Consider the following 21,521-nt stretch of genomic DNA (forward strand, 5'->3'; position numbering starts at 1 on the left):
CACCCTTTTGCCGCAGGGGGACCTCCTACAATGACAGGCTATGTTTGTTCACCTGCGCCTACACTCCGAATTCTCTGTCGTTGACTCGACTTGCCGCATTGACGATGTGGTCAAAATCGCGGCCAAAGATGGTCAGCCCGCGCTGGCCATCACCGACCTGAACAACCTGTTTGGCACCGTCAAGTTTTACAAAGAAGGTCGGAACAAGGGCGTCAAACCCCTCATTGGTGCTGAGATCAATCTGGAGGGTTTAGGCCACGACCTGGGTGCCACCAGCCGGGTGGTCCTGTTGGTGCAAAACCACCAGGGTTACCTGCACATTTGTGAATTGTTGGCCCGCGCTTGGACCCAAAACGTGGTCAAAGGCGTTGCCGTTGTGAAAATGGCCTGGCTCAAGTCGCTTTCTGAGGGCTTGATTTTGTTGTCCGGCGCACAAGCCGGGCCCGTCGGTCAAGCCTTGGTGCAGGGTGACCACGACAAAGCGGCCGATGTCGCTTTGCAGCTGGCGTCCCTGTTTCCCCATCGCTTTTACCTGGAACTGCAACGCGCGGGACGCCCCGAAGACGAGCCCCAAGTGGCGGGTGCGGTGGCTTTGGCTGCCCGCTTGCACCTGCCCGTGGTGGCCACGCACCCGGTGCAGTTCCATGGACCCGATGATTACGAGGCCCACGAGGCGCGGGTCTGCATCTCCGAAGGCGAAATCTTGGCCAACCCGCGCCGTGTGCGCCGATTCACCCGGGAGCAGTATTTCAAGTCATCAGCACAAATGGGCGCCTTGTTTGAGGACGTGCCCAGCGCCATTGCCAACACCCTCGAAATTGCCAAACGCTGCAACCTGACCTTGGTGTTGGGCAAGCCCCAGTTGCCCGACTTCCCCATTCCACCCGTGAACGGCGTGGTGATGTCGGTGGATGATTATTTCCGCCACGTCTCTTTTGAGGGCCTTGAAGCACGTTTGGTGCATTTGTACCCGGCCCAAGCCCAACGCAACGAAGAGCGTGCGCGTTATGTCGAGCGCTTGGAGTTTGAGCTCAACACCATCTTGAAGATGGGTTTTCCGGGCTACTTCCTGATTGTGGGGGACTTCATCCAGTGGGCCAAGGCCAACGGATGCCCCGTCGGCCCAGGGCGGGGTTCTGGTGCGGGTTCGCTGGTGGCCTATGCCCTCAAGATCACCGATCTGGACCCTCTGCAATACAACTTGCTGTTTGAGCGGTTTTTGAACCCCGAGCGGGTGTCCATGCCCGACTTCGACATTGACTTTTGCCAAGGCAACCGGGACCGGGTGATTGACTATGTCAAGGACAAGTACGGCCGCGAGGCGGTCAGCCAGATCGTGACCTTCGGCACCATGGCGGCGCGCGCGGCCATCCGCGATGTGGGCCGCGTGCTGGACATGAGCTACACCTTTTGCGATGGCATCAGCAAGCTCATTCCCAACAAGCCGGGCATGTCGGTCACCTTGCAGTATCCGCCCGCGACGCCCAAAGAGGGCGACAAAAACAACTACGCCATTGCCATGGAGCCCCTCTTGGCCGAGCGCATCGAGCGCGAAGAGGATGTGAAAACCCTCATCGAGCTGGCGCAAAAGCTCGAAGGGATGACCCGCAACGTGGGCATGCACGCCGGGGGTGTGCTGATCGCACCGGGCAAGCTGACCGACTTTTGTCCGTTGTACCAGCAGCCCGGCAGCGAATCGGCGGTGAGCCAGTACGACAAGGACGATGTGGAAGCAGCGGGCTTGGTGAAGTTCGACTTTTTGGGCTTGGCCACGCTCACCATCTTGGAGATTGCTCGCGAATTCATCATCCACCGGCACAAAGGCCAAGAAAATTTCGCCTTTGAAAACATCCCGCTCGACGATGCGCAGACCTACAAGTTGTTTTCGGACGGCAAGACCGAGGCGGTGTTCCAGTTTGAAAGCCGTGGCATGCAGGGCATGTTGCGCGACGCCCGTCCGAGCCGGCTGGAAGACCTGATTGCGCTCAATGCGCTGTACCGCCCAGGCCCTATGGACCTGATCCCCAGCTTTGTGGCCCGCAAACACGGGCGCGAAGTGGTGGAGTACCCGCACCCGGCAGTGGCCGAGATGCTGAGCGAGACCTACGGCATCATGGTCTACCAAGAGCAGGTGATGCAGACGGCCCAGATTCTGGGGGGCTACTCGCTGGGCGGCGCCGACTTGCTGCGCCGCGCCATGGGCAAAAAGAAGGCCGAAGAAATGGCCGAGCACCGCGAGAAGTTCCGCGCTGGCGCTTTGGCCACCCACGGCATTGCGCAGGACAAGGCCGACGAAGTCTTTGACCTGATGGAAAAATTCGCGGGTTACGGCTTCAACAAGTCGCACGCCGCCGCTTACTCGCTGCTGGCTTACCACACGGGCTGGCTCAAGGTGCACTACACCGCCGAGTTCTTTTGCGCCAACATGACGGTGGAAATGGACGACACCGACAAGCTCAAGGTCTTGCACGAAGACGCGCTCAAATTTGGCATCCGCTTTGACCCACCGGACGTGAACCGGGGCACGCACCGTTTTGAGCCGGTGACCGACAAGATCATCCGCTACGGCCTGGGGGCCATCAAGGGGACAGGCCAGCAAGCCATCGACGCCATCGTCGCGGCCCGCAAAGAGGGGGGGCCATTCAAGAGCTTGTTTGACTTTGCGGTGCGTGTGGACCGCTCCAAGATCAACAAGCGGACGGTGGACGCGCTCATCAAGGCCGGGGCATTTGACTCGCTGCACATGAACCGTGCCGCCTTGTCGGCCAGCATTGACCGGGCGTTCGAGTTTTCGAACGCCACCACCGCCAACGCCAACCAAGGCGGTTTGTTTGACATGTTGGGTGACGACTCGCATGGCTCCAGCACGCAAGAGCCCGAGCTGGTCGAGGTCATGCCTTGGGGCATCAAGGAGCGCTTGCTGCTGGAGAAAACGGCGGTGGGCTTTTTCCTGTCGGGCCATTTGTTTGATGCGGTCGAGCGCGAAGTGCGCCAGTTTGCGCGCCGCCAAATCGACGACCTGATCGACAGCCGCGAGTCCATGGTCTTGGCCGGTATCGTGAGTGACCTGCGCATCATCAACGGGCAGCGGGGCAAAGTGGCGATTTTCAAGCTGGACGACAAATCGGGCATGCTCGAAGCCACGGCCGACGAATCCCTGATCAACTCGGCCAAGCATTGCCTCAAAGACGACGAACTGATCATCGTCACCGCCAAAATGCAGGCCGACCGTTTTTCGGGGGGCTTTCGCCTCAAGATCGAGCAGATCATGGACTTGGGCGCAGCCCGCTGCCGATACGGCAAATACTTGCGCGTGGCCGTGAATGGCCGCATGCCCGACATCGCGCGCATCGCCAAGGAGTTTCCCGCGCAGCGCGAGCAAACCGAGCAGGGCGACCTGGTTCGCGGCTTGCCGGTGCGTTTGGTGCTGGAGCGCCGCAACGACCAACTCGCTGCCCGCGCCGAGTTGGCGCTGGGCGAGGCCGCCAAATTTTTCCCCACCGATGCCGCCCTGGCCAGCTGGATGGCGCAGGCCGATCAGGGGCAGGCACGGATTGTTTACGACTGACCCATTCAATCCTCCGAGGATCACCGCATGAAAGCAGCCTGGTACACCCAAAATGGCGAAGCCCAAGATGTGATTCAAGTGGGCAACTTGCCCATGCCCAGCCCGCAAGCCGGCGAAGTGCTGGTGCGGCTGGCCACCTCGGGTGTGAACCCATCCGACGTGAAATCCCGCCGAGCTCGGCCGCTGACCGATCCGTTGGTGGTGCCGCACAGCGATGGTGCGGGCGTCATCGAAGCCGTGGGCGAAGGCGTGCAGGCATCGCGGGTGGGGCAGCGCGTTTGGGTGTGGAATGGGCAATGGCAGCGCCCTATGGGCACTTGTGCCCAATACATCACTTTGCCCCAGGCGCAAGCTGTGGCCTTGCCAGAAGGCACCGACTTTGCAGCGGGTGCGTGCATGGGCATTCCCGGTCTGACTGCTGTGCAGGCGGTCATTCTGGCGGAGCGCTTGACGGGTGATTTGCGTGGACAAACGGTGCTGGTGTCAGGCGCCTCATCGGCTGTGGGCCACTACATCACACAGATGGTGTGTTTGGCCGGAGGTCGAGTGATCGGCACGGTGGGCTCTGAAGCCAAAGCCGCGCACGCGCAAGCGGCGGGCATGGAGGCCGCTGTCTATTACAAAACCGAATCTGTGCCCGAGCGCGTTCGAGCGCTCACGCAGGGGCGGGGGGCTGAGATCCTCATCGACATGGATTTCTCGACCACCGCCCGTTGGGCGGCCGAGGGCGCTTTGGCCCCGCACGGCCAGGTGGTGTGCTATGGCTCCAATGCGCTGGACGTCAACTTGCCGTTTCGCCCTTGGTTGTTTCAGTCCATGGGCGTCAAGTTTTTCTTGGTCTACGACTTGACGTCCGCTGACCGAAAGATCGCCGTGTCACGACTTTCTGATCTGTTGGCGAACCATCAACTCCAGCACAGCATTGCTGCGCGTTTTTCGTTGGATCAGGTGGCGCAGGCGCACCAAATGGTTGAAGCGGGTCAGACCGTGGGCAATGTGGTGGTGGACTTGTAAAGCCATCCGCCGCTCCAAAGCACAACACCGTTATCTGGAAACCGTCAACTCCAGCCCCTCACGGATCAAGATTTCGGGGATCCTGCCATCCACGTCCTTGGGAACCCGTTCCATCTTCTGGATGCCGCGGAGCACCGAATCGTCGAATGCCCGACTCCCACTGGGTGTGATCACTTTGCTGTTGAGAATGTCACCCGAGGCGCTGGCACGAACAAAAACCACGACGGTCAAAGCGCCAGGTGTGCTGTCTGCATTGGTGGTTTTCTCCAAAATTTCTCGGACAATTTTTCCTCCATAACTGGAAGAAGGGCCGGATGATTTGAGCGCCGTGCCCTTGGCGTTTTCGCCGCCCGATGCACCGGCCAAGCCTTGCATGCGTTTGAGGTTTTCTTGTCGCAGGGCCTCGGTCCGGGCGGCATCGGCCTTTTCGGCTTTTTCGGCTTTCTCAGCGGCTTTTTTCTTGTCGCGTTCTTTGTCTTCTCGCGCTTTTTTCTCTTTGGCGGCTTTTTCTTTTTCTTTGGCTTTGTCTTCTTTTTCCCGCTCGATGTCGCGTTCCTTGCGCTTGCGTTCTGCCTTTTCCTTGTCCGCCTTTTCCTTGGCGGCCTTCTCTTTTTCGGCCTTGAGCTTTTCAGCTTTCTCGGCTTCTTTTTTCTTTTGCTGCTGTTTTTTCTTCTCGAGTGCGATTTGGGCATCGAGCCGCTCTTGCGCCGGATCGGGTGCGGGCGGAGGGGGCGGTGCAGGTTGGGCCGGCTGGGGTGGGGGTGTGGGTTCTGGCTCCGGCTCCGGCTCTGCTGGCGGCTCTTGCAGGCGAGGCGCTGCCGCTGCGGGCACGGCTGACCACAGTTCGGCTTCGGCTTGCACCGTAGGTGTTTGGGTTTTCCAAGCCGTGGCCAAGCCCAGCGCCAAGAACAACAAGGCATGCGCCACCCCTGCCACGAGCCAAGCCCGGGCCATGCCAGGCTGCGGCGGTGGTGCAAATTCGAGGTGTGGCGTCGCCTTGGCTTTCAAACCTGAGTCTCCATCAGGGTGCCAATTGCACCGATAAACCCACGCGGGCAATGCCCGCGCGCTGCAGGCTGTCCATGACTTGCACCACGGTTTCGTATTTGACGGTGCGGTCGGCGCTGATGACGACGGCGGTGTTGGGCTCATCGCCCACCAAGCGCTTGACGTTGGCGGCCACATTGGGCAGGGTGGCGCTGTCGGTTTTGCCGTCGCTCACCAGTTCCAGGCGTTCGTCTTTCTGGATCACCACCTGGATGACTTTGTCCGGTTGTTTGGCCGCTTGGCCCACACTGGGCAGGTCCACCATGCTGGGCGTGATCATGGGCGCGGTCACCATGAAGATGATCAGCAGCACCAACATCACGTCAATGAAGGGCACCATGTTGATTTCGGCAATGGTGCGTCGACCACGGCCCCGAGATGACACAGCGGGCATGGCGTTCCTTTCAGTGGCCAGAGGCCGAGCTGTTGGCGGCGCCCAAGCTGCGCTGCAGGATGTTGGAGAACTCTTCAATGAAGGTTTCCAGCTTGATGGCGATGCGGTCCACATCGTGCGAGAAACGGTTGTAAGCCAGCACGGCAGGGATGGCAGCAAACAAGCCGATGGCGGTGGCCACCAAGGCTTCGGCGATGCCCGGCGCCACAGTCGCCAGCGTCACTTGCTGCAAGCTGGCCAGGCCGGTAAACGCGTGCATGATGCCCCACACCGTGCCAAACAGACCGACATAGGGTGAGATGGAGCCGACCGATGCCAAAAAGGCGAGTTGCGACTCGGCCACGTCCATCTCGCGCTGGAAACTGGCCCGCATGGCGCGGCGTGCGCCGTCGAGCAGGGTGCCTGGGTCACTGATTTGGCGTTCGCGCAGTTTTTGGTACTCGCGCATGCCGCTGGCGAAAATGCGCTCCATGGGGCCGGAGAGTTTCGCATTTTGACTGGCCGCGTTGAACAGCTCATTCAAGCTGGTGCCCGACCAGAACACGCGTTCAAACTGTTCGTTGAGGTTTTTGATGCGTTTGATCGCCGTGAGTTTGCGCACAATGGCGGCCCAACTCGCCACCGAGATGCTGAGCAAAATGAGCACCACCAGTTGCACGACGAAACTGGCGTGCAGCAGCAGCGAGACGATGGACATGTCTTGGTTCATTTCAGGGCTTCCAGAACGGGGGCCGGGATGCGGCCGGGTTTCAAGGTGGTGCTGTCAACCCAGCCCAGGCGGATGGTGCCTTCGGCCAGGAGTCGGTCGCTTGTTGGGGATTGGCCGGGTGTGCGCAGGTAGGCGCGTTGGGCAATGGTCAGGCTGGCTTTGCCGCCGTTGTGCAACTCGGCCGTCACGATCAGGGTGTCGTCCAAGCGGGCTGGGGCGTGGTACTTGACGGCGGTCTCGGACACGACAAACATGCCCCCCGATTCGTCACGCAGCACCTGCTGGCCAAAGCCCAAGGCACGCAGCCATTCGGTGCGGGCGCGCTCAAAAAATTTGAGGTAGTTGGCATAGAACACAATGCCACCCGCGTCGGTGTCTTCCCAATAGATGCGGATGGGATGCTCAAAAACGCTGGGTCTGATGTCGCTGAAGGTCATGGCTGCAACCAAGCTTTCAGTCGGGCGATGGCCGTTTGCAATTCGGCCATCGAGTTGGCGGTGGAAAAGCGCACAAAGCGGCCGGTTTGGTCGGTGCCAAAGTCGCGCCCGGGCGTGATGGCCACATGGGCATGCTCCAGCGCAGCAAAGGCAAAATCCCAGCTGTCTTTCAGGCCTAATTTTTGGCAAGCTGCGCTGCAGTCGGCCCATGCGTAAAAAGCGCCGTCGGGGGCCACGGGCACGTTCAGACCCAGCGCGTTCAGGGCCGGGATGAAGTAGTCGCGTCGTGCCTTGAACTCGGCGCGACGGCGTTCGTATTCAGCCAAGCTCTCGGCCTCAAAGCAGGCCAAAGCCGCTTGTTGCGCCACGGTGCTGGCGCAAATGAACAGGTTTTGCGTCAAGCGCTCGAGCACGGGTATGAGCGGTTCTGGCACCACCAGCCAACCCAGGCGCCAGCCGGTCATGTTGAAATACTTGCTGAAACTGTTGATGCTGATGACGTCGTCACCCAGGGCCAGTGCGCTTTGTCCGAACTGGCTGTCGTGGCTCAGGCCGAGGTAGATCTCGTCGATCAGGGTGATGCCGCCACGGCTGCGTACCACGTCCATGATGCGCTCGAGCTCGGCCGGGTCTATCGAGGTGCCCGTGGGGTTGGAGGGCGATGCCAACAACACGCCTCGCGTTTGGGGACCCCAAGCGGCGGCCACCTTGGTCGCACTCAGCTGAAAGCGCTCCTCGGCGGTGGTGGGCAGCAAGACCGCAGTGCCTTCGGCCGCGCTCACAAAATGGCGGTTGCAGGGGTAGCTCGGGTCAGGCATCAGGATTTCATCGCCGCGGTCAATCAGCGCCAAACACGCCAGTTGCAAAGCGGCCGATGCCCCGGCCGTGACCACAATGCGGCTGGCGGGCACCTGTACACCAAAGCGCTGCGCGTACCAGCCGCTGATGGCTTGGCGCAAGCCATCCAAACCCAGCGCGGGGGTGTATTGGGTTTGACCAGACGCAATGACGGTCTGCGCCGCGGCTTGCACGCGGGGCGGGGCGGTGAAATCAGGCTCACCAATGTTCAGGAACACCACGGGCCGATCGGTGTGGGCGACTTCGCGGGCTTTTTGCAAAGCGGCTTTGGCCACTTCCATCACCCAAAAGGGTTCAATCCGCTCGGCTCGCTCAGAGATGCGCATGGTGTCTGGGGTGAGGTTTTTACTTGGCACGGCCAGCGTGGCGGTCGGCTTGCACTTCTGCACTGCGCAACTCTGGGGCCAAACCGCCCAGCACCGCGTTCACGTACTTATGACCGTCGGTGCCACCAAAATCTTTGGCCAATTCGATGCACTCGTTGAGCACCACGCGCCAAGGAACGTCCAGGCAGTGCTGCATCTCGTAAACACCGATCCACATGATGGCGTGTTCAATGGGGGAGATTTCGGCAAAGCTGCGGTCCAGCTTGGGCGCAATCCAAGCATCCAGCGCGGGGGCTTGTTCGATGCAACCGAAAAGCAAGGCGTCGTAATGGGCCGAGTCGGCTTTGTGAAAGCCCGACAAATCACGGGTGAACACGTCAATGTCCGACGCTTCATTGCGGCCCACGATGTGCTGGTAAAGCGCTTGCAATGCAAACTCGCGGGAGCGACTGCGGGCAGGTTTGGCCGAGGATTTGCGCGTGCCAGTTGCCGGCTTTGGGCCTGCGTCGGCTGTGCCTGCTGTGAGGTTGGTTTCGGTCATTGGCGGATCTCGTCGTCGTCCAAATCATCGGCCAACTCGGCCATATCGGCCGACAGGTCGTCCATGATGCAGGCCATCTCGACCGCCACGCGGGCCGCGTCCCGGCCTTTTTCCGTTTGGCGGGCCAAGGCCTGGTCGAGGTTTTCGGTGGTCAAGATCGCGTTGGCAATCGGCAAGTTGTAGTCCAGCGACACGCGGCTCACGCCCGCACCAGACTCGTTGGCCACCAGCTCAAAGTGGTAAGTTTCACCACGGATGATGCAGCCCAATGCAATCAGTGCATCGTATTCGGCTCTTTCGGCCATGGCCTGCAGGGCCACAGGCACTTCCAGCGCACCGGGCACCATGACGTGGTCGATGCTGGTCACACCCAAGTTTTCGAGTTCTTCGATGCAGGCTTTGGCCAAGGCATTGGTGATCTCTTCGTTGAAACGGGCCTGCACGATGCCGATGTGCAGAAATTGACCGTCGAGTTCTTCGGCTTGGCCTTTTTGGGCGTCTTGCATGGTTATTCCTTGGGGATGTAAGCGGTGATTTCAAGGCCGTAACCGGTCATGCTGGGCATGCGGCGGGGATTGCCCATCAGGCGCATCTTCTGTACGCCGCACTCTCGCAGGATTTGAGCGCCCACACCGTAGGTGCGCAGGTCCATCTTGCCGCGCTCTGGCGCTTGAGCCGAGCGGGCACGGCCCTCAAATTGGGCCAGCAGCTGATCAGCCGATTCCCCACAGTTGAGCAGCACCGCCACGCCACAGCCTTGGGCGTTGATGAAGTCCAGGCTGGCGTCCAGGCTCCAAGAGTGCATGGACCGGTTGATTTCCAACGCGTCGAGCACCGACAGGGGCTCGTGCACGCGCACGGCCACTTCCGACTCAGCCGTCCACTCGCCTTTGACCAGGGCCAAATGCACGGTTTGGCTGGGTTGATCGCGAAAGGCGTGGGCGGTGAATTCGCCATGCGCGGTTTGCAGCGTGCGGCTGCCCATGCGCTCAACCAGCGACTCGTTGCGACTGCGGTACTCGATCAGGTCGGCAATGGTGCCGATCTTCAGGCCGTGTTCAGCGGCAAACAACTGCAAATCGGGCAAGCGTGCCATGGTGCCGTCGTCTTTCATGATTTCGCAAATCACGGACGATGGGCTGCATCCGGCCATGGCGGCCAAATCACAGCCGGCTTCGGTGTGACCGGCGCGCATGAGCACGCCGCCGTCCACCGCTTGCAGCGGGAAGATGTGGCCGGGTTGGACCAGGTCAGTAGGCAGGCTGCTTCGCGCCACGGCCACCTGCACTGTGCGGGCGCGGTCTGCGGCCGAGATGCCTGTGGTCACGCCTTCGGCGGCTTCGATGGAGACGGTGAAAGCGGTGCTGTAGACGGTGCCGTTGCGCGCCGCCATGGGGGGGAGCTTCAAAAATTCGCAGCGCTCACGGGTGAGCGTCAGGCAAATCAGGCCCCGGCCAAAGCGGGCCATGAAGTTGATGGCTTCGGGCGTGACATGGTCGGAGGCCAAGACCAGATCGCCTTCGTTTTCGCGGTCCTCTTCATCGACCAAGATCACGATGCGGCCAGCCTTCATCTCGGCCACGATCTCGTCGACGGGCGAGATCGCCACGGGGGTCAGTTGCGCAGGGGCATTCATTCAGGGTCCTTCTGAATCAGGCCCGCGCTGAGCATGCGCTCTACGTAGCGGGCCACGGTGTCGATTTCAAGGTTGACGCGGCGGCCTGCTGTCAAGCTGCCGAGGGCGGTGTTGTCCACCGTATGGGGGATCAAGTTGATGCTGATTTCGCAACCCTGCACCAAATCGGCCACGCGGTTGACGGTGAGACTGACCCCGTTGACGGTGATCGAGCCTTTGTAGGCCAGGTATTTGGCCAGTGTGTGCGGTGCCAGGATGCGCAGCTCCCAGCTTTCGCCGATCTGTTCGAAGTGGCTGATTTGACCCACCCCGTCCACATGGCCTGACACGATGTGCCCGCCCAGCCGGTCGTGGGCACGCAGTGCTTTTTCGAGATTGACGGCGCCTGGTTGGTCCAAGCCACTGGTTTTGTCCAGCGATTCGGCCGAAATGTCGATGGTGAATTGACCGTTTTCGGGGGTGAACGTGGTGACGGTCATGCAAGCCCCGTTCAAGGCGATGCTGTCGCCCAAGCCGACATCGTCAAGGTACCCGGCGGGGGCCTCGATGGTGAGGCGCTTGCCGTGATGTAAAGAGCGACCCAGGTCGTGAATGGCGACGATTCGCCCCACGCCGGTGATGATTCCGGTGAACATAGCTTGTTATTTTCGCAGGTAAAGAGGGTGAATCGGCTGGGATTGCAAGAAAAATGCCCAAGTCACACGGGTCAACTTGAGGATGGGGTATCGTAATCTCAGGGTTAACCAAGGCGACAGGGTCTCCGCGGTGTGCCTAGAATGTTGCATTGCAGCAGATTTTCGATGGGCTGCCTGTCACCAGGAGTTTTCTTTGCCGGCCAAGCCCCCAGTTCCGTTGAACCATCTCGCCAAGTCCAAGGGGCCTGCGAAGGTGCCCAGCCCCTGCGAGCCCTCTGCATTGGCAGTTCGCACCATCAAAAAATACCCCAATCGGCGCTTGTACGACACCCAGACCTCCAGCTATGTGACCTTGTCTGAGCTCAAAAAGTTGGTGATGGTGTCCTCGCCCCTGTTGGTGGTGGACGCCAAAACGGGTGAAGATCTGACGCGTTCCATCTTGCTGCAGATCATCTTGGAGGAAGAGTCGGCCGGTGTGCCCATGTTCAGTGAGGCGGTGCTGTGCAACATCATTCGTTTTTATGGGCACGCCATGCAGGGCCATATGGGGTCTTATTTGGAGAGCCATGTCCAGTCCTTCATGGATTGGCAAAGCAAATTGGGCGAGTCCAGTCCGGCATTGAGCCCGGAAGTCTGGTCACAGTTCATGCAGTGGCAGAACCCGCTCATGCAAAACATGTTTTCGGGTCTGGCCAACCCATCACAAAACGTGATGACGCAGATGCAAGAGCAGATGCAAAAGCAAATTCAAAAGAACACCGAGCAGCTGATGGGCGTGATGGGATTGAAGACTTGATGCGTTCTGCATGACCCTTTGTCACAACGCGGACGTTTTTGCGGGGACAATGGGGGGATGAGTGATACGACCGCAACTGCCCCCCTCCCGACCCCCAAAGTGGGTTTTGTCAGCTTGGGCTGCCCCAAAGCGCTGACCGATTCCGAACTGATCCTGACGCAATTGAGTGCAGAGGGCTATCAGACTTCCAAAACTTTTGAAGGTGCTGACCTGGTCATTGTCAACACCTGCGGTTTCATTGACGAAGCCATCAAGGAAAGTTTGGACACGATCGCCGAGGCACTCAACGCCAACGGCAAAGTGATCGTCACGGGTTGTCTCGGCGCCAAAACAGGTGAGGGCGGTGGCAACATGGTCTTGGAAACACACCCCAGCGTGCTGGCCGTGACGGGACCGCATGCCACGCAGGAGGTGATGGACGCCGTGCACACCCACCTGCCCAAACCGCACGACCCCTTTTTGGATTTGGTGCCGGGCGGCTTTGGTGCGGCGGGTCTGAAGCTCACCCCCAGGCACTATGCGTATTTGAAAATCAGCGAAGGTTGCAACCACCGCTGCACGTTTTGCATCATCCCTTCCATGCGGGGTGACTTGGTGTCACGCCCCATTGGCGATGTGCTCAAAGAGGCCCAAGCCTTGTTTGAAGGCGGCGTGAAAGAGTTGCTGGTGATCAGCCAGGACACCTCGGCCTATGGCGTGGATGTGAAATACCGCACCGGTTTTTGGGATGGCAAGCCCGTCAAAACCCGCATGTTGGAGTTGGTGCAAACCTTGGGCGAGATGGCTCGCGCCCACGACGCCTGGGTGCGCCTGCATTACGTCTACCCTTATCCCAGCGTGGACGACATCATTCCCTTGATGGCGCAAGGCTTGGTCTTGCCCTACCTCGATGTGCCTTTCCAGCACAGCCACCCCGACGTGCTCAAGCGCATGAAGCGTCCGGCCAGCGGAGAGAGAAATCTCGAACGTATTCAGCGCTGGCGCGAACTGTGCCCCGAGTTGGTGATTCGCAGCACCTTCATTGCTGGGTTTCCTGGTGAAACGGAAGAGGAATTTGAGCACCTGTTGGCATTTTTGCGCGAAGCGCAAATCGACCGGGCCGGTTGCTTTGCCTACAGCCCTGTCAAAGGCGCCAGCGCCAACGAACTGCCTGGCATGTTGCCCGAGGCGCTTCGCGAGGAGCGCCGCGCCCGTTTCATGGCGGTGGCAGAAGAGGTCTCGATTGCCCGTTTGCACCAGCGTGTGGGCTCCACCATGCAAGTTTTGGTGGACTCCGCGCCAGCCATGGGCCGACGCGGTGGCATGGGCCGCAGCTTTGGCGATGCCCCCGAAATCGACGGCGTGGTGCGTCTATTGCCCCCCGAGAAGCTGAGCAAAACCCTCAAGGTGGGTGAGTTCACCCGCGCCCGCATTGTCAGCGTGGAAGGCCACGACTTGGTTGGGGTGCCGGTGTGATGGTGGCTGGTGCGACCTTGGCCCCCCCCGGGGTGGTCCGGATGTGCCGCTATTGGCGTTGCCTAAAAATGCAGTCCAGTGTTTCAGGCAACAAAAAAGCCGTTGATTGGAAGTCAACGGCTTGTGATGTGATGAACTTGACGAATTTGACAAGCTTGGTGCCCAGAAGAGGACTCGAACCTCCACGATGTTACTCGCTAGTACCTGAAACTAGTGCGTCTACCAATTCCGCCATCTGGGCGCCTCAGGAATAAAAGGATTGTATATCAAAAAAGTAGCGCCACCCAGCGGCTTGCTGGAAGAAATCGAAGGCAGTGTCCAAGGGCACCGTGATGGTCATGGCTTCTTGATCCGCGACAGTGGTGAATCTGACATTTACCTCTCTCCCAACGAGATGCGCGCCGTGTTGCACAAAGACCGGGTGAAGGTCCGCATCGTGCGTCAAGACCGCAAGGGCAGGCCCGAAGGTCGCATCGTGGAAATTGTGGAGCGGCCGGAGCAACCCCTCATCGGACGCTTGTTGCACGAGGGAGGGGTGTGGTTGGTTGCGCCCGAAGACAAGCGTTACGGCCAAGACGTCATGATTCCCAAAGGGGCCATTGGTGCGGCCAAACCGGGGCAAGTCGTGGTGGTTGAATTGACCGAGCCTCCCGCTTTGTTCGGTCAGCCCGTGGGCCGTGTCAAGGAAGTTCTCGGTGAGATTGACGATCCGGGGATGGAAATTGAAATCGCTGTGCGCAAGTACAGCGTGCCGCATGAGTTTTCAGCCGCTTGCGTCGATCAGGCCAAGGGTTTGCCAGACAAAGTGTTGGCCAAGGATCGCAAAGACAGGGTGGACCTTCGCGATGTGCCTTTGGTCACGATCGATGGTGAAGACGCCCGCGACTTTGACGACGCTGTTTATTGTGAGCCAGCCAAAGTGGGTCGGGGCAAGGGCTGGCGCCTGCTGGTGGCGATCGCTGACGTGAGCCATTACGTGCAAACTGGCAGCGCCATTGACATCGATGCCTACGACCGGGCCACCAGCGTTTATTTCCCGCGCCGCGTGATTCCCATGCTGCCCGAGAAATTGTCCAATGGGCTTTGCTCACTGAACCCCGACGTGGACCGCTTGTGCATGGTGTGTGACATGTTGGTCAACGCCAAGGGTGATGTGCATGCCTACCAGTTTTACCCTGCAGTGATGCACAGCCATGCGCGCTTCACCTACACCGAAGTGGCGGCGATTTTGGCCAATACCCGTGGCCCGGAAGCGGTCAAGCGCAAAGCGCGCGTGACCGACTTGATGAATTTGCAGGACGTGTACAAGGCTTTGCTGGCCTCGCGTGCGGTGCGCGGTGCGGTGGACTTTGAAACCACCGAAACCCAAATCGTGTGTGATGAAAGTGGTCGTATCGAAAAAATCGTGCCGCGCGTGCGCAACGAAGCGCACCGATTGATTGAAGAGGCCATGTTGGCGGCCAACGTTTGCAGCGCTGACTTCATTCAGCAGGGCAAGCACCCTGGATTGTTCCGCGTGCATGAAGGCCCGACGGCCGAGAAAAAAGAGATTTTGCGCAATTACCTCAAGGCGCTGGGTTTGGGGCTGAGCATCAGTGACGAGCCGCACACCAGCGAGTTCCAGAAAATCGCGCAAGCAACCAAAGACCGCCCGGATGCGCAGCAAATCCACACCATGCTGTTGCGCTCCATGCAGCAGGCCATTTACACCCCAGTCAACAGCGGGCACTTTGGTCTGGCCTACGAGGCCTACACCCACTTCACCAGCCCGATTCGCCGTTACCCAGATTTGCTGGTGCACCGGGTCATCAAATCGATTTTGCTGGGGCGTCAGTACACCTTGCCCACTTTGCCCGTGCCGGGCGAGGCCCATGCCAAGCTCAGCAAGCGGCTTGAAAAAAGCCGCGCGGCCAAAGGCGCTGCGCCCGAGTCATCTGCGCCGCGGGTGCGCATGTCGGCCGCTGACCAACGTGCTTGGGAAGCTGCAGGTTTGCATTGCAGCGCCAATGAGCGGCGAGCTGACGAGGCCAGTCGCGACGTCGAAGCCTGGCTCAAGTGCAAATACATGCGTGAACATTTGGGTGAGGAATACAGCGGCGTGGTGTCGGCGGCGACCAGCTTTGGTATCTTTGTGACGCTGGACACCTTGTATGTGGAGGGCTTGGTGCACATCACCGAGCTGGGCGGTGAGTATTTCCGCTTTGACGAGTTGCGCCAGGAGTTGCGTGGCGAGCGCACGGGCATTCGCTATGCCATTGGCAGCCGTGTGCAGGTTCAGGTCAGCCGCGTCGATTTAGATGGGCGAAAAATCGATTTCCGTTTGGTCAATGCGACCGACGATTTGGTGCCCCGCGCCATGCGGGACAAAGGCGTGTCCTTACCGGCAGAGGGAGGGCGAGCCAAGCAGCCGGCCTCACGCGATCGCCGACAAGCAGATGCCGAGCGCAACCGTTCGCCGATTCAGGCCCTGAAAGCGTCGGTGAAAAAAGCGGCCGCCAAGAAAAAAGGCCCTCGAGGCACCCCGCCACGCCGCTGAGTGAGCTCAGCGCAACCGTCTGGCCAAGCGGCTGGCTGTGAGGGCTTGTCCTGCTGGCCAGTGGTCAGCCACATGGCCGTGTTCTGCCACGGCTGTGCAGGCGGCATCAAAAGCCGTCAAGCCTTGTGCCATGCGGGCACCGATGAGTCCCGCCAAGACATCCCCTGTCCCGCCCACAGCCAAAAGCCCATTGCCTGAGGTGTTGATGCGTGGGGTCTGACCGGGTGAGGCAATGATTGTCCCCGAGCCTTTCAAGACCACCGTGCATTGGAGCAGCGCCATGAGGTTTTGGGCCGCCTCCAGGCGGTTGTTCTGAACCTCGCTGGTGTGGGTCTGCAGCAAGCGTGCCGCTTCCAAGGGGTGCGGGGTGATCACCGTGGCTTGGCTGTTGGCGCGCTGGCGCAGCAAAGCTTGCAGTGCAGGCGTTTGCGACAACACATTGAGGCCATCTGCATCCAGCACCAATTGCTTGGCGCGTTGCAAGACCGCCGGCAAGACCTGTTTGACAGAAGCGCCGCCCCCGCAGCCGCAGACCACGTGCAAGTGTTCTAAATCCAAGCTTTGCCAATCGCGTTGCATCAAGTCGGCTGTTGCCGTGTTGCTGGATTGGCCGCAGAGAAGGCTCAGGATGACCCGACCGGCGCCTGCGTGCAAGGCCGAAGTGGCCGCCAACAGGGCGGCACCGGTCATGCCCCAGCCATGTTCATCCGCCTCTCCGCCAATCACGGCCACATCGCCGTAGTTGCCTTTGTGGCTCGCATGGGTTTTGATCGGATGCGGCCTCATCGGGTTCAGCCACGCATGAGGCTGGGGGCCATTCGTGCTGGCCGTCGCGCCCAGACTGGCCAACCAAATCTGGCCACACATGTCGCGTCCATGTCCCATGAACAAGCCAGGCTTTGGGGCGATGAAGGTGAGTGTGTGGTCAGCTTGGATGCAGAAAGACGCTGCGCTGGGCCCCAAGAACTGACCGGAATCACTGTTCAAGCCAGTGGGTACATCGACCGCCAGCACGGGCGCCCTGGCATGGTTGATGGCTTGTACCCAAGCCATCATTTCCTTTGTCAGAGGCCGCATGGCGCCAATGCCCAGAAGCGCGTCAATGATCAGGTCATGCGGCCCCCAGTCTTGCAGGCCATGGTTTGGCAACCCGAGGGCCATGGGAACCCCAGCGCTGAGGGCACGCTGCCAGGCGGCGTGCGCGTCAGAGGGAAGTTGATCGACGGAACCCATCAGACTCACGCAGACCTTTTTTCCCCAGCGATGCAGGTGCATGGCGGCTTCGAGTCCGTCCCCCCCGTTATGGCCGGGGCCCGCTGCCACCCCAATGCGCTGCGCATGCGGCGCAATGGACAAGGCCAGTTGGGCTGTGGCCAAACCGGCTTGCGCCATCAGCCGGTTGGGGTTTTTCGCTTGCAGCAGTGCTTCCAAAGCCCGAACGCCCTCTCGGTCATAAATGGGCCAAGCACTGTCAGCGTTCAGACTTTGTATGGTGCTCATTGGGTTTGCAGCCAAGGCTCCAGCAGCAAAGACAGTTGCAAAATGGTGTCATCGTGCATCGCGCCATGCCATGCCATCAAGCCTACAGGCAACTCCCCGGGTGCGTGGCAGGGCAATGAGATGGCGCAGCCGTCCAGCACATTGATGGCGCTCGGATTGCGCAGAAGCAAGGCATTGACCCTGAAAAATTCGGCATCACGTTCTGCACCAGGAGCGACGCTGCTGATCAACGGGGCGGTGATGGGGGTGGTGGGAGAGAGCACCGCATCGAAACGTTGCAATTGCTTGTCCATGCGATCCATCCAGTCTTTGCGCGCTTGGAGCAAATGGATGTAATCGTGCGCCGACATGTGGGCCCCTCGCCCAATGCGGTGGGCCACACGCGGGTCGTATTGGTCCGCGTGTTGGGTCAGCAAATGCCGGTGCCACGCGTAACTTTCGGCAGGGCTAAAGCCCCCTGTGGCCATCATGGGAGCCAGGTCCAAAAGTTCCGGCAAATCAATTTCTTCGATCTGGGCACCTGCAGCGCGTAAATTTTTCAAGCTTCGCTCAAAGGCCCGGGTGACCGTGCTGTCCATGTCGTCAAGCATGAGGTTTTTGGCCACCGCGAGGCGGTAGGAAGACAAGGGTCTTGTGGAAATGGCGACTTTCCTGGCCGATAAAATTTCGTGGGCCAAGACGGCGTCTCTGGCCGAACGGGTCATGGCGCAAACCGTGTCCAGTGTGGTGGACAGGGGCACAGCACCATGGGTCGGGACGCGGCGGGCGGTATTTTTGAAGCCCACAATGCCATTGAGTGCAGCGGGTATGCGAATGGATCCCCCTGTGTCCGAGCCCAGGCCAATGAAGGCGGCACCTGTTGCCACAGACACTGCAGCGCCCGAACTCGAGCCCCCTGGGGCATAGGCGCCTGGCGTGGATCCTGCTCGGCTGTTGGTCCGTGCGTCCCATGCGGCGGGCGTGCCGTGATGGGGATTGATGCCCACGCCCGAAAAGGCAAACTCGACCATGTGGGTGCGGCCAATGAAGCCCGCCCCAGCAGCGCGCAAACGGGCGATCGCCACAGCGTCTTGGCTGGCAGGTGGCTGATTTTCCAGAATGGTGGAGCCTGCTGCTGTGATTTGGCCCTGCACATCAAACAGGTCTTTGACCGACACGGCCAGGCCCGCAAGGGGGCGGGCGGCAGGGGTTTGGGTGGCTTCTTTTCGGAAGCTGTCCGGAGTGATTTGTCTGAAGACATGCTGACAAGCTGCGCTTTGGGCCATGTCGAGGCAAGCTTCGGCCACCTGGAGGGCTTGTTGTTGACCCTTCAGGAGGGCTTGGCGCGTGGCGGTCAGATCGGGTCTCATGAGATGGTGCCTCTGCAAATGCGGGGTTCTGGATGCTATAATCCTAAGGCTTTGAGCGATCAGAATCGTGTCTTTTGAGTGTTTCACTGTAAAGGCACCTTCAAATTGCCAAAGTTCATTCGCAAACCCGTCCCGTCAAGGTGTTTGGCTTGGTCTTTCCCGGCCGAATCAGTGGACAGGTTTTAGACCCAACCTTTGGAGAAATATCATGTCCGTTACCATGCGCGAAATGCTGGAAGCCGGTGTCCACTTCGGTCACCAAACCCGCTTCTGGAACCCTAAGATGGCCCCATTCATCTTCGGCCACCGCAACAAAATTCACATCATCAACCTGGAAAAATCGTTGCCGATGTTCCAGGATGCGATCAAGTTCGCCAAGCAGCTGTCTGCCAACCGCGGCACCATCTTGATGGTCGGCACCAAGCGCCAAGCCCGTGAGCTGGTGGCTGCCGAAGCCCAGCGCGCTGGCGTGCCTTTTGTCGACCAGCGTTGGTTGGGCGGCATGTTGACCAACTTCAAGACCGTCAAGACTTCCATCAAGCGTTTGAAGGACATGAAGGCTCAGCAAGAAGTTGGCCTTGACAGCCTGAGCAAAAAAGAACAATTGATGTTCAAGCGCGAGATGGAAAAGCTCGAAAAAGACATCGGTGGTATCCAAGACATGGCGGCTTTGCCTGATGCGATTTTCGTGATTGACGTCGGTTACCACAAAATTGCCATCTCGGAAGCCAAGAAATTGGGCATCCCATTGATCGGTGTGGTGGACTCCAACCATTCGCCCGAAGGCATCGATTACATCATCCCCGGCAACGACGACTCGGCCAAGGCCGTGGCTTTGTACGCCCGTGGCATCGCTGATGCCATCATCGAAGGCCGTGCCAATGCGGTCAACGACGTGATCAAGGCCGTGACTGAAGGCGCGGACGAATTCGTCGAAGAAGCCAACGCTGCCGCCTGAGTCACCAAGACTCGATGAAAGGGGCTTTGTGGCCCCTTTTTTTTAATTTAACTTTTAGACTGAATACGGAGAAATCAAATGGCTGCAATTACCGCAAGCATGGTCGCTGAACTGCGTGCAAAAACCGACGCCCCCATGATGGAGTGCAAAAAAGCCCTGACCGAAGCCGAAGGCGACATGGCCAAAGCCGAAGAGTTGCTGCGTGTCAAGCTGGGTACCAAGGCTGGCAAGGCGGCTTCCCGCGTGACTGCTGAAGGCGTGGTGACCAGCTTTGTGAACGGCACCACGGGTGCCATGATCGAAGTCAACTGCGAAACCGACTTCGTGACCAAAAACGACAGCTTCCTGGCCTTGGCCAATGCCGCTGCCAAATTGGTGGCCGAACACAACCCTGCTGACATCGCCGCTTTGGGCGAATTGCCTTACAGCCAAGATGGCTTCGGCCCCACTTTGGAAGAAGTGCGCAAAGGCTTGATCGGCAAGATCGGCGAAAACATGAGTTTCCGTCGCTTCAAGCGTGCTGCGGGCGGCGCCAAGATCGCCAATTACTTGCACGGCACCCGCATTGGTGTGTTGGTTGAGTTCGATGGCGACGAAACCGCAGCCAAAGATGTGGCCATGCACGTGGCTGCCATGAAGCCTGTGTCCTTGACCAGCGCTGAAGTGCCTGCTGAGTTGATTGAAAAAGAGCGCTCGGTTGCCGCCGCCAAAGCTGCAGAATCTGGCAAGCCGGCAGATATCGTGACCAAAATGGTCGAGGGTTCTGTTCAAAAGTACCTCAAGGAAGTGTCGCTCTTCAACCAGTCCTTCGTTAAAAACGACAAGCAAACCGTCGAGCAAATGCTCAAGGCTGCTGCCACGACCGTGAAGGCCTTCACTTTGTATGTGGTGGGTGAGGGCATCGAGAAAAAGGTGGATGACTTCGCTGCTGAAGTCGCTGCCCAAGTGGCCGCAGCGCAAAACGCCGCTTGAGTCCATGGTTCTGTTGAGTTGCCTTTCCACCATTCCCATTGACCGTCAAGGAGCCCACCATGTCCTCTGCTAAGCCAGCCTACAAGCGCATTTTGCTCAAGCTGTCGGGTGAGGCCCTGATGGGTGACGATGCTTTTGGCATCAACCGAGCCACCATCGTGCGCATGGCCGAAGAGATCGCAGAGATCAACCGGCTGGGCGTGCAGGTGGCGGTGGTCATTGGTGGGGGCAACATCTTCAGGGGTGTCGCAGGAGGGTCAGTCGGTATGGACCGCGCCACCGCCGACTACATGGGCATGTTGGCCACGGTCATGAATTCTTTGGCCTTGGCGGACGCATTGGACAAAGCAGGCCTGACTGCGCGTGTGATGTCGGCCATTGGCATCGACCAAGTGGTGGAGCCTTATGTTCGACCCAAAGCACTGCAGTACCTCGAAGAGGGCAAAGTGGTGGTGTTTGCGGCAGGCACGGGCAATCCTTTTTTCACGACCGACACAGCTGCGGCTTTGCGTGGTGCTGAAATTGGGGCTGAGATGGTGCTCAAAGCCACGAAGGTGGATGGTGTTTACTCCGCCGACCCCAAAAAAGATCCCCAAGCCACGCGTTACAGTGAAATCAGCTTTGATGAAGCGATTTCTCGCAACTTGGGCATCATGGACGCCACAGCTTTTGCCTTGTGCCGTGACCAGAAACTACCGATCAAGGTGTTTTCCATCATCAAAAACGGCGCTTTAAAGCGAGTGGTTTTGGGTGAAGACGAAGGCACTTTGGTGCACGCTTGAGACTGTTC

The 21,521-nt window shown here is 59.5% G+C and carries 19 protein-coding genes and 1 tRNA gene; 8 read left to right on the forward strand and 12 right to left on the reverse strand.

Annotation, left to right across the window (positions count from 1 at the left end; all coding sequences use genetic code 11):
- The first annotated feature begins 40 nt into the window (after positions 1 to 40).
- Both dnaE and ACHEXK_RS05625 read left to right on the forward strand, forming a co-directional pair.
- Positions 41 to 3,568 (forward strand): DNA polymerase III subunit alpha, encoded by a 3,528-nt coding sequence (dnaE, locus tag ACHEXK_RS05620; protein WP_416548394.1) that lies wholly within the window; start codon positions 41 to 43, stop codon positions 3,566 to 3,568.
- Positions 3,569 to 3,595: 27 nt separating this feature from the next.
- Entirely contained in the window at positions 3,596 to 4,582 is a 987-nt protein-coding gene (locus ACHEXK_RS05625) for an NADPH:quinone reductase (protein WP_416548395.1), read from the forward strand.
- A 30-nt stretch (positions 4,583 to 4,612) separates the two neighbouring features.
- Here the strand turns inward: ACHEXK_RS05625 and tolA are convergent, their stop codons facing one another.
- Genes tolA through ACHEXK_RS05670 form a run of 9 tightly spaced genes read right to left on the reverse strand, consistent with a single transcriptional unit; the run spans position 4,613 to position 11,165 of the window.
- Positions 4,613 to 5,590: a cell envelope integrity protein TolA gene (gene tolA, locus ACHEXK_RS05630; RefSeq protein WP_416548396.1), complete on the reverse strand. Its 978-nt coding sequence runs from the start codon at positions 5,588 to 5,590 to the stop codon at positions 4,613 to 4,615.
- A gap of 13 nt (positions 5,591 to 5,603) precedes the next feature.
- Positions 5,604 to 6,023: an ExbD/TolR family protein gene (locus ACHEXK_RS05635; RefSeq protein WP_416548397.1), complete on the reverse strand. Its 420-nt coding sequence runs from the start codon at positions 6,021 to 6,023 to the stop codon at positions 5,604 to 5,606.
- Positions 6,024 to 6,033: 10 nt separating this feature from the next.
- Entirely contained in the window at positions 6,034 to 6,732 is a 699-nt protein-coding gene (gene tolQ / locus ACHEXK_RS05640; protein ID WP_416548398.1) for a protein TolQ, read from the reverse strand.
- Positions 6,729 to 7,169, reverse strand: coding sequence for a YbgC/FadM family acyl-CoA thioesterase (locus tag ACHEXK_RS05645; RefSeq protein WP_416548399.1), 441 nt, complete (start codon positions 7,167 to 7,169; stop codon positions 6,729 to 6,731). The genes tolQ and ACHEXK_RS05645 overlap by 4 nt, the downstream gene beginning before the upstream one ends.
- On the reverse strand, positions 7,166 to 8,353 hold the full coding sequence (locus tag ACHEXK_RS05650) for a pyridoxal phosphate-dependent aminotransferase (RefSeq protein ID WP_416548400.1): 1,188 nt from the start codon (positions 8,351 to 8,353) through the stop codon (positions 7,166 to 7,168). The genes ACHEXK_RS05645 and ACHEXK_RS05650 overlap by 4 nt, the downstream gene beginning before the upstream one ends.
- A 19-nt stretch (positions 8,354 to 8,372) precedes the next feature.
- Positions 8,373 to 8,894 (reverse strand): transcription antitermination factor NusB, encoded by a 522-nt coding sequence (nusB, locus tag ACHEXK_RS05655; RefSeq protein WP_416548401.1) that lies wholly within the window; start codon positions 8,892 to 8,894, stop codon positions 8,373 to 8,375.
- The gene (gene ribH / locus ACHEXK_RS05660; RefSeq protein ID WP_416548402.1) at positions 8,891 to 9,400 is read right to left on the reverse strand and encodes a 6,7-dimethyl-8-ribityllumazine synthase; all 510 of its coding nucleotides are present in this window, start codon (positions 9,398 to 9,400) and stop codon (positions 8,891 to 8,893) included. The genes nusB and ribH overlap by 4 nt, the downstream gene beginning before the upstream one ends.
- A 2-nt stretch (positions 9,401 to 9,402) precedes the next feature.
- Positions 9,403 to 10,530 (reverse strand): bifunctional 3,4-dihydroxy-2-butanone-4-phosphate synthase/GTP cyclohydrolase II, encoded by a 1,128-nt coding sequence (gene ribBA / locus ACHEXK_RS05665; RefSeq protein ID WP_416548403.1) that lies wholly within the window; start codon positions 10,528 to 10,530, stop codon positions 9,403 to 9,405.
- Positions 10,527 to 11,165 carry a riboflavin synthase gene (locus ACHEXK_RS05670; protein WP_416548404.1) on the reverse strand — a complete coding sequence of 213 codons (639 nt, stop codon included), beginning with the start codon at positions 11,163 to 11,165 and terminating at the stop codon, positions 10,527 to 10,529. Before ACHEXK_RS05670 ends, ribBA begins: the two co-directional genes overlap by 4 nt.
- A gap of 217 nt (positions 11,166 to 11,382) precedes the next feature.
- On the opposite strand from ACHEXK_RS05670, the gene phaR reads away from it, so the two are divergent.
- On the forward strand, positions 11,383 to 11,961 hold the full coding sequence (gene phaR, locus ACHEXK_RS05675; RefSeq protein WP_416548405.1) for a polyhydroxyalkanoate synthesis repressor PhaR: 579 nt from the start codon (positions 11,383 to 11,385) through the stop codon (positions 11,959 to 11,961).
- A gap of 57 nt (positions 11,962 to 12,018) precedes the next feature.
- Positions 12,019 to 13,416 (forward strand): 30S ribosomal protein S12 methylthiotransferase RimO, encoded by a 1,398-nt coding sequence (gene rimO, locus ACHEXK_RS05680; RefSeq protein ID WP_416548406.1) that lies wholly within the window; start codon positions 12,019 to 12,021, stop codon positions 13,414 to 13,416.
- A gap of 156 nt (positions 13,417 to 13,572) precedes the next feature.
- Here rimO and ACHEXK_RS05685 read toward each other — a convergent pair.
- Positions 13,573 to 13,657: transfer RNA gene (locus tag ACHEXK_RS05685), tRNA-Leu, on the reverse strand.
- An 18-nt stretch (positions 13,658 to 13,675) separates the two neighbouring features.
- Between ACHEXK_RS05685 and rnr the strand changes: the two genes are divergently transcribed.
- The gene (gene rnr / locus ACHEXK_RS05690; protein ID WP_416548407.1) at positions 13,676 to 15,952 is read left to right on the forward strand and encodes a ribonuclease R; all 2,277 of its coding nucleotides are present in this window, start codon (positions 13,676 to 13,678) and stop codon (positions 15,950 to 15,952) included.
- A gap of 6 nt (positions 15,953 to 15,958) precedes the next feature.
- On the opposite strand, the gene ACHEXK_RS05695 is transcribed toward rnr, so the two are convergent.
- Together ACHEXK_RS05695 and ACHEXK_RS05700 are read right to left on the reverse strand one after the other, a co-directional pair.
- Complete coding sequence (locus ACHEXK_RS05695) at positions 15,959 to 17,452, reverse strand: NAD(P)H-hydrate dehydratase (RefSeq protein WP_416548408.1); 1,494 nt, start codon at positions 17,450 to 17,452, stop codon at positions 15,959 to 15,961.
- Positions 17,449 to 18,801, reverse strand: coding sequence for an amidase (locus ACHEXK_RS05700; RefSeq protein ID WP_416548409.1), 1,353 nt, complete (start codon positions 18,799 to 18,801; stop codon positions 17,449 to 17,451). Before ACHEXK_RS05700 ends, ACHEXK_RS05695 begins: the two co-directional genes overlap by 4 nt.
- A 208-nt stretch (positions 18,802 to 19,009) precedes the next feature.
- Here ACHEXK_RS05700 and rpsB point away from each other — a divergent pair, with 208 nt between their 5' ends.
- From rpsB to pyrH, 3 genes are all read left to right on the forward strand, one after another.
- Positions 19,010 to 19,759 carry a 30S ribosomal protein S2 gene (gene rpsB, locus ACHEXK_RS05705; protein WP_416548410.1) on the forward strand — a complete coding sequence of 250 codons (750 nt, stop codon included), beginning with the start codon at positions 19,010 to 19,012 and terminating at the stop codon, positions 19,757 to 19,759.
- 78 nt (positions 19,760 to 19,837) lie between these two features.
- Positions 19,838 to 20,731, forward strand: a complete 894-nt coding sequence (gene tsf, locus ACHEXK_RS05710) for a translation elongation factor Ts (protein WP_416548411.1) — start codon at positions 19,838 to 19,840, stop codon at positions 20,729 to 20,731.
- A gap of 59 nt (positions 20,732 to 20,790) precedes the next feature.
- Positions 20,791 to 21,513 carry a UMP kinase gene (pyrH, locus tag ACHEXK_RS05715; protein ID WP_416548412.1) on the forward strand — a complete coding sequence of 241 codons (723 nt, stop codon included), beginning with the start codon at positions 20,791 to 20,793 and terminating at the stop codon, positions 21,511 to 21,513.
- Positions 21,514 to 21,521 lie beyond the last annotated feature (8 nt).

The sequence above is a fragment of the Limnohabitans sp. DCL3 genome (genome assembly GCF_048019295.1).
Classification (GTDB): Bacteria; Pseudomonadota; Gammaproteobacteria; order Burkholderiales; family Burkholderiaceae_C; genus Limnohabitans_A.